This is a genomic window from Psychrobacter sp. HII-4 (assembly GCF_904846595.1).
GTDB classification, from domain to species: Bacteria; Pseudomonadota; Gammaproteobacteria; order Pseudomonadales; family Moraxellaceae; genus Psychrobacter; species Psychrobacter celer.
This window is the reverse complement of record NZ_CAJHBJ010000057.1, coordinates 1-7,058: the sequence shown is the minus strand read 5'-3', so window position 1 is coordinate 7,058 and position 7,058 is coordinate 1. Positions and strand designations below refer to the sequence as shown.

The 7,058-nt window shown below is 40.7% G+C and carries 8 protein-coding genes and 2 pseudogenes; 6 read left to right on the top strand and 4 right to left on the bottom strand.

Annotation, left to right across the window (positions count from 1 at the left end):
• Positions 1-458: 458 nt before the first annotated feature.
• Together JMX98_RS13160 and JMX98_RS13155 are read left to right on the top strand one after the other, a co-directional pair.
• Positions 459-1,160, top strand: coding sequence for an IS1 family transposase (locus JMX98_RS13160; protein ID WP_201587235.1), 702 nt, complete (start codon positions 459-461; stop codon positions 1,158-1,160).
• Positions 1,161-1,219: 59 nt separating this feature from the next.
• A complete protein-coding gene (locus JMX98_RS13155; RefSeq protein ID WP_201587234.1) occupies positions 1,220-2,281 on the top strand; it encodes an ArsO family NAD(P)H-dependent flavin-containing monooxygenase in 1,062 nt (353 codons plus the stop codon).
• A 12-nt stretch (positions 2,282-2,293) separates the two neighbouring features.
• Here JMX98_RS13155 and JMX98_RS13150 read toward each other — a convergent pair.
• Together JMX98_RS13150 and JMX98_RS13145 are read right to left on the bottom strand one after the other, a co-directional pair.
• A pseudogene (locus tag JMX98_RS13150) lies at positions 2,294-2,431 on the bottom strand (hypothetical protein); the annotation flags it as partial.
• A gap of 352 nt (positions 2,432-2,783) precedes the next feature.
• On the bottom strand, positions 2,784-3,614 hold the full coding sequence (locus tag JMX98_RS13145) for a cation transporter (RefSeq protein WP_087814222.1): 831 nt from the start codon (positions 3,612-3,614) through the stop codon (positions 2,784-2,786).
• Positions 3,615-3,689: 75 nt separating this feature from the next.
• On the opposite strand from JMX98_RS13145, the pseudogene JMX98_RS13140 reads away from it, so the two are divergent.
• Positions 3,690-3,764: pseudogene (locus JMX98_RS13140) on the top strand (IS1 family transposase); the annotation flags it as partial.
• A gap of 320 nt (positions 3,765-4,084) precedes the next feature.
• Here JMX98_RS13140 and JMX98_RS13135 read toward each other — a convergent pair.
• Entirely contained in the window at positions 4,085-4,840 is a 756-nt protein-coding gene (locus JMX98_RS13135) for a tetratricopeptide repeat protein (protein WP_227680181.1), read from the bottom strand.
• A 192-nt stretch (positions 4,841-5,032) separates the two neighbouring features.
• Between JMX98_RS13135 and JMX98_RS13130 the strand changes: the two genes are divergently transcribed.
• Together JMX98_RS13130 and JMX98_RS13125 are read left to right on the top strand one after the other, a co-directional pair.
• Positions 5,033-5,293 (top strand): hypothetical protein, encoded by a 261-nt coding sequence (locus tag JMX98_RS13130; RefSeq protein WP_201587232.1) that lies wholly within the window; start codon positions 5,033-5,035, stop codon positions 5,291-5,293.
• A 106-nt stretch (positions 5,294-5,399) separates the two neighbouring features.
• Positions 5,400-6,032: a recombinase family protein gene (locus tag JMX98_RS13125; protein ID WP_201587231.1), complete on the top strand. Its 633-nt coding sequence runs from the start codon at positions 5,400-5,402 to the stop codon at positions 6,030-6,032.
• Positions 6,033-6,181: 149 nt separating this feature from the next.
• On the opposite strand, the gene JMX98_RS13120 is transcribed toward JMX98_RS13125, so the two are convergent.
• Positions 6,182-6,760 carry a hypothetical protein gene (locus JMX98_RS13120; RefSeq protein WP_201587229.1) on the bottom strand — a complete coding sequence of 193 codons (579 nt, stop codon included), beginning with the start codon at positions 6,758-6,760 and terminating at the stop codon, positions 6,182-6,184.
• Between the two features lie 60 nt (positions 6,761-6,820).
• On the opposite strand from JMX98_RS13120, the gene JMX98_RS13115 reads away from it, so the two are divergent.
• On the top strand, positions 6,821-7,058 hold a 238-nt coding region (locus tag JMX98_RS13115; protein WP_201587227.1), incomplete at its 3' end, for a transposase.

The window sequence follows — 7,058 nt, the reverse complement described above, 5'->3', positions numbered from 1 at the left end:
TTAAATAGATATTGATGATAAATTCGTCTATGGGCATCTCACAACTCCATTGTATTCTTGGTCGAAAACAATAGATTAGTGAGGTGCTCTTCTTTTTTCAATCACTTTCGAAGTTGAGAGTGGGGTATTTTTAGCTAGATCTAGCTACACTTAGCTGCTTTTAGCTACGTTTAGCCGCATCTAGCTACCTTTTAGCTAAACCTAGCTATCTGCAAGATACCAAGTTTGATTTTTAGAGGTCACTAAACCATCACGGCGCATTTTCTGCAACAGGTTACGCACCTTGTTCTTACGCTGTTTATCATCTAGCACTTGCGGTAACTTGTTAGCCAGCATTTTATCAAAGTCAGCTAGTCTGCCTCGCTCAAACGTCTTGAGGTATTCGGTGGTGTATCAAAAAGTATGCTGGAGTAATAAAAGAAGGGTGACAGCCGAAGCAAGATGATATATTTGAGGTTATGAAGACACAAATACAGATCAATTGCCCCGACTGTCACAGTCCCAGTTTTTCGATACACGGCAAAAAAAGCTATGGCAAGCAGAACTATCAATGTAAGGACTGCAAACGCCAGTTTATTGGCGATCATGCCCTAACTTATAACGGCTGTCACTCTAGAATAGAAGATAAAATACGGCTAATGACAGTGAGAGGCTGTGGCGTCAGAGACATTGCTATTATAGCCTCAGTTAACATTGGTAAAGTGCTTAGCACCATAGGCTCATCTGTTTATAAGATTGCGCCTAAGAAGCGCTATTATGAACACTTAGAGGTTGATGAGTTTTGGACTTACGTGTATCGCAAGAAGCGTAAAGTTTGGCTTATTTATGCTTATGACCGCGCTACCAATGAGATTGTCGCTTATGTCTGGGGCAAACGTGACCTGAAAACAGCTAAGAAGCTAAGAGCCCGTCTTAAACAACTGAAAGTCAGCTATGGCTCTATTAGCATGGATAACTGGGATAGCTTTATAACCGCATTCAAGCCTGACAAGAAACAAATCGGCAAGCAGCATACGGTAGGCATAGAAGGTAATAACTGTCGCCTTAGGCACCGATTGCGACGAGCCGTTCGAAAGACCTGCTGCTTCTCAAAGAAGTTTGATAACCACTTTAAGGTGTTTGATTTGGTATTCTTCTATGTCAATTATGGCTATGTCTGATGCCAGCATACTTTTTAGAACACCACCGATTTTTCTGGTAGCAGACACTAAGGAGCATTATGTCAATTAAAGTATTCGACACCATCATTATCGGCGGTGGTCAAGCCGGTTTAGCCGTTGGCTACTATCTGAGACGTGCGAAACTTGACTTCATCATTCTTGACAATCAAGACCAAAGTGGCGGCGCGTGGCAGCATACTTGGCCATCGTTACGCCTATTTTCTCCTGCTCTTATGAGCTCCTTGCCAGGTCGCTTGATGCCAAAAGCAAAAGATGGAGAGTATCCCCATAGAGACGAGGTCATCCATTACCTTGCTGACTACGAAGAACATTATAAGTTACCAATCTACCGACCTTATCAAGTCCAAAGCGTACAGCGTGATGATGAAAACAATTGCTTACGGGTGACTGATGGAAGTTTTACATGGTTGGCAAAAACCGTCGTGAGCGCAACGGGAACCTGGAGCAATCCTATAATTCCTTCTATCAAAGGTCAGCAAGCGTATCTTGGGGAGCAATGCCACTCCGCGCATTATGAAGGCCCAGACGCCTACAGAAATAAGCGCGTATTGGTAGTAGGTGGTGGTAATTCAGGTGCACAAATCTATGCGGAGCTGGCTGAAGTGGCTAACGCCAGCTGGGTAACACGTGAGCCCCCATTGTTTTTAGCCGATGATGTCGATGGACGTGTCCTGTTTGAAAGAGCAACAGCACGTATTACTGGCAGCAATAATGGTGATCCTGAGGGCGGTATCGGTGATATCGTCATGGTGCCTCCCGTCAAGGCGGCACGTGACAAAGGTATCTTACATTCAGTACCTATGTTCAGCCAATTTACTCAACAAGGCGTCATTTGGGCTGATGGTAGTGAAGAAACGATAGATGCCGTTATTTGGTGTACTGGGTTTGAACCAAATCTTGACCATCTAGCACCTTTAAATGTCTTAGAAGCTGATGGAAAAGTGCAAGTTAAAGATGGGCAAGCGGTCAAGGAGCCTCGGTTATGGTTATTTGGTTATGGTGACTGGGCAAGCCCAGGTTCTGCCACTCTGATTGGTGCTGGACGCAGTGCTAGAGAGAATGTTCCCACTCTATTGGAGTTTTTAGCACGTGATGGTTAAAACAACCGTATCCTATGTATTGCGCGGTGCAAACATAATAATAGCCATACCTAGAAGTGCCACTGCTGTACCTAATATGTCCCATGTCGTTGGTCGAATACCATCAACAGCCCATAACCATAGAATTGCCATTGTTACATACACTCCACCAACTCGTCACCTACTAACAGATCTTGGCGGTCATAAAAGTTGCCCCAACGCTTATAATTATTATCCGTTCTCGACTCAGGGTTATAAGTAATGGCGATGTAGGTTTGAATTTTATTAGTGTCCTAAATTAGTTGACCACCACCAGATTCTTATCAAAGACTTCATCATCTATTATTCGCCAAACGGCAACTTGCTGATGGTCTTTGGTGGTGACTAGATTTAAAGTTTGTTCAATCATTGCTTGAGGTCTCATATCCTTATGATGTTTATTTGCTTCAAACCCAGTTACTTTACACTTAGCGGTTTAATTAAGCTACTTACTTGAGCTATTTGCTTCAGTTATTAGGCTTGGCTACTTACTCAACTTCAATATTCTAAAGGCGCCCTGAATAACTAAAGCAAATACGATGCTACCAATAATCAAATCAGGCGTACTAGAGTGTAACCAATTAACCAAAATCCCTGCAACAATTACCCCTAAATTGATAATCACATCGTTTGAAGTGAAAATCATACTGGCTTGCATATGGGCTTCTTCTTTGCTTTTCGATTTTTGTAGTAAATAGAGGCAAATCGAGTTTGCAATTAGCGCAAGAATCGATATGACTATCATGGTAGAAAAGTCAGGTAACTGCTCATTGCCAAAGAAACGTCTTAGTACTTCTAAAAAACCAAGAATCGCTAGCGTAATTTGAAAATATCCGGCAATTCTAGCAATCCGTTTTTTCTTAATGACCGTTCCACCGACCGCAAATAAGCTAATTCCGTACACGAAGCTATCTGCTAACATATCTAAGCTGTCGGCGACCAACCCCATCGAACGAGAAATCAGTCCCGTGCTCATTTCAATAATAAAGAAAGCAAAGTTAATGACCAGCACTATCCATAGCAGCTTTCTTTGCTCAGCATCTTTTTTGTGACTAGAGTCAGCATCAATTTTAAAATTATTGTTGGGATCAGAGGGGTCAATGGTTTCGGTCGAGAGTAGGGTGTCTCCTAATTTTAGGTCATGAATAGCAGTCTCTATCCCTTCTATATTGTCATGATGAAACACAGTTAATTGACGGTTAGGAATGTCGAACTCAAGATGTTCAATATTCGAGTGGCCCTCTAATTTCATTCGGATTAGGTTTTCCTCCGAAGGGCAGTCCATCTTCGATATTTTAAAAGTTGTTTTATTCATAGCTACATTTATATCCGGGTGGCGGTTCAAAAAGTAGGCTGGAAAAAACAGGCTGAGAAATTGATAAATAGTGAAATGCAAATGACACTATACATCAAATGCCCAGCCTGTCTAAGTGACAATATAAAGAAAAATGGTTTCAAAAGCTATACCTGCGGTGAACCAATCAGGCTCATTCACTGGTTCGGTTCCCTAGTGAGGACTTGAATCTTAGGCTGTAGGTTAATGGCAGCAGTGATTCGAGTTACATAGATAATTGCAGTGTACTTCATAGTGTACTCTCTGGGCTATTACACAGAATCTGGGATCGGCTCTGCTTTGATACGGGCATTAATTTTTATCTTTAAATATAGATTTACCTTCTTCAAGCCGCGCTAAAGCTTTCCAAGTATTCAAATACTTTCAACATGGTTTAAATTTATTAGGCGATTTTTGTTTTCAATAAAGTTAGACATTTCAATACTCTCTGATTAGTTTAACTCTCTATATTTATCACAACCTATTTGCAGACCATTATCGCAAGCCTTACCAACCCACTCTTTTGCCTGAGCATAGTCTTGACGCACGCCTTCGCCGTTGTAGTACATTACTCCAAGGTTATACTGAGCATAAGCCACTCCTGAATTCTCGTGTGCAGCAGCTTTTTGATACCACTCAAAGGCTTTAGCATAGTCTTGACGTACACCTTCGCCATTGTAGTACATTACTCCAACGTAATATTCGCTTCCTGGATTACCCTGTGCAGCAGCTTTTTGATACCACTCAAAGGCTTTAGCATAGTCTTGACGTACACCTTCGCCATTGTAGTACATTTGACCAAGACGCCATTGAGCATGAACGTCGCCTTGTCTCGCTAATTCTTCATCACTAAGGCTATCTTGAACCATCACATTTTCTTGTGCTTCTACCTCTCCATTGTCAACACTCTTAATTGAGTTTCGCACTTGCGTAGCGGGTATAACAACACTAGCCACAACACCCAATAAGGCAATTAGCCCAATAGATAAGAAGTATTTCTTAAATAATCCTGCTTCATGTTTATCAAAGTTATCTTTAGGCATAAAGTAAAAAATAATGTGAACAATAGGACTAAAAAACACTGATGCAATCGCTAATAATGAGTTATATGCCCACATGATACGGACAGTTTGAAATAAATACCAAAGTACAGCTAACATGCTTAATACAGCTAAACCAATGAATATAAATACAACTATTCCTTCCATAACTATGTCCATAAATATGAGTTTTTATAGAGGCTATTATAGCGTCGAAGCTGAACATTTGCTCATGCCATTATCCAAAAGGAAGGTTATATAAGAATAATATTAAATATCTACTTAGTATTTTAATACTATATATCTTGTATGTTACCGTGTAACGAGTATAATAAAGTTACACGGTAACAGGATTATACTATGAGTAATGTCAACGAACGTCAAAAGCGCCACCGAGAACATCATATAAAAAAGGGCGCTAAGCGCTTGGATATGTTGATAAGCAAAGAAAGTTCGCATCAACTTACGATGATTGCGTTATATGGATATGGTGGTATGAAAAAAAAGCATGTCATCGAGTATTTACTCAAACAAGAATACGATCGCTTAATGAGTGATAGCGATAATTATTTTGAAAAACTCGTCAAAGATATTAGAGAGAGCGGTGTAGATATCGAATAGTTATACCCTAAGGGAACCACCTATTTCACCCTTCAAACCTATTAACAGACCACTTAAAACAGACTGGTATAATGGAACCACTTATAACAGACTATTTTAGGTGTTTATGTTTATTAGAGCGTATCTACGAGCGTCTACCAAAGAACAAGATGCTAAGCGTGCCAAAAGCGAGCTCATAGCATTTGCCAACGATCATGGCCACAAAATTGCTGCCTTCTATGTCGAAAACGAATCAGGCGCTATCTTGGCGCGACCAAAGCTGATGCAGCTGATTGAAGACGCTCATAAGGGCGATGTGATCTTAGTTGAGCAGATTGATCGCTTGGCGCGTTTGAACCAAGCTGATTGGGATACGCTAAAAAGAATGCTATCAGAGAAAAAGCTCTCTATCGTATCAAAAGAGCTGCCGACCTCATATATGGCGCTTCAATCTGAAAGCAGTACAGAATTTATGAGCAGTGTATTGCAGGCCATTAACTCGATGATGCTGGATATGCTCGCAGCCATTGCTCGAAAAGACTATGAAGATCGCCGTAACCGTCAGCAGCAAGGTATTGCTCGTGCTAAGGCAGAAGGTAAGTATTCAGGACGTAGGAAGGATATCGAAAAGCGCAAGATTATCGCCAGTCTGCTCAAATCAGGTCATAGCTATTCTGAGATACAAGGTATGACCAAGTGCTCACGGCATCTGATTGCTGATGTGGCCAAGGAAAGACCGAAGATGCTCAGTACTCATTAAGTGGTTCTACTACGGCAGTCTACTATAAGTAGTCTGTTAATTGATTAATAAGCCTTTTTAGTTGGTTCCGCTGGGATATACTTATTAAGCTTGTAGAGTATTAATGGCATGGCTTACAGCGGACGTAAAAGCTTTAAAACGAGTATTTGCTAGGTAGAGTTTTTTCCATTCCAGTACCTTATATATCTGAAATAAGTCCAAATACCAACTAGACCTGCAATACACCAGAATAGCTCTACCCACCACATAAATGTATCGTTGATATACCTTATTCTCTCCAACCCCCAGCAAGTTCGAGTTAAGAATCCATATCCACCTGACAGACCGACCACAACCGACATGGCTAAAAACATGATCTTATACCCTATCCACAATACATCTGACTCTTCATTCAGCACTGCGTTTTTTGAATAGATAAATGAACTATTAGGTTTTAAAAGCCAATGAAAAAACAGCGTATACGTTAAAGCAATAACCCAAAACCCTAACACTCTACCTGTGGTGTATAAATAAGAATAACTGGTTGTTACAATAGAACGTCCCATCTCATTGGGATCAAGAATATAGGCGATCCCACCCCACAATCCTGCGGTTACCCATAAAAATAACATTGTATTAATAAGTAGTTTATCTTTTAAAATAAGTTGCCTACCTTTTTTCTTGTTATGAAAAAAGGTGAATAAATATAGAGCGATGATAGGTATTAAAGGTAGATACGAGTCAATCATCTTAGAGCCTTTCCTAAAAAGTGTGTAACTGCTTATAATCCACTAACCGGAGAATAAGCAATGACTAACCAATCTGACATTAAAAAACTGGCCGAGCAAATGGCTGGTAGCATGAAAAGCTTCGATGACATCAAAGACTTTCAAAAGCAGCTCATGCAGTCCTTTATTGATACTGCCCTAGAAGCAGAAATGGAAGAGCATCTCGGCTACCCCAAGCATGAAAAAGCAGATAAGCCTAACAAGCGCAATGGGCACACTAAAAAGAGAGTCCGTAGCGACACAGGCGAGCTTGAGATCT

What these genes read in the sequence shown, in the direction of transcription:
- JMX98_RS13160 (WP_201587235.1), top strand. Translation starts at nt 459, where the DNA reads ATGAAGACACAAATACAGATCAATTGCCCCGACTGTCACAGTCCCAGT.
- JMX98_RS13135 (WP_227680181.1), bottom strand. Translation starts at nt 4,840, where the DNA reads ATGGAAGGAATAGTTGTATTTATATTCATTGGTTTAGCTGTATTAAGC.
- JMX98_RS13155 (WP_201587234.1), top strand. Translation starts at nt 1,220, where the DNA reads ATGTCAATTAAAGTATTCGACACCATCATTATCGGCGGTGGTCAAGCC.
- JMX98_RS13125 (WP_201587231.1), top strand. Translation starts at nt 5,400, where the DNA reads ATGTTTATTAGAGCGTATCTACGAGCGTCTACCAAAGAACAAGATGCT.
- JMX98_RS13130 (WP_201587232.1), top strand. Translation starts at nt 5,033, where the DNA reads ATGAGTAATGTCAACGAACGTCAAAAGCGCCACCGAGAACATCATATA.
- JMX98_RS13120 (WP_201587229.1), bottom strand. Translation starts at nt 6,760, where the DNA reads ATGATTGACTCGTATCTACCTTTAATACCTATCATCGCTCTATATTTA.
- JMX98_RS13145 (WP_087814222.1), bottom strand. Translation starts at nt 3,614, where the DNA reads ATGAATAAAACAACTTTTAAAATATCGAAGATGGACTGCCCTTCGGAG.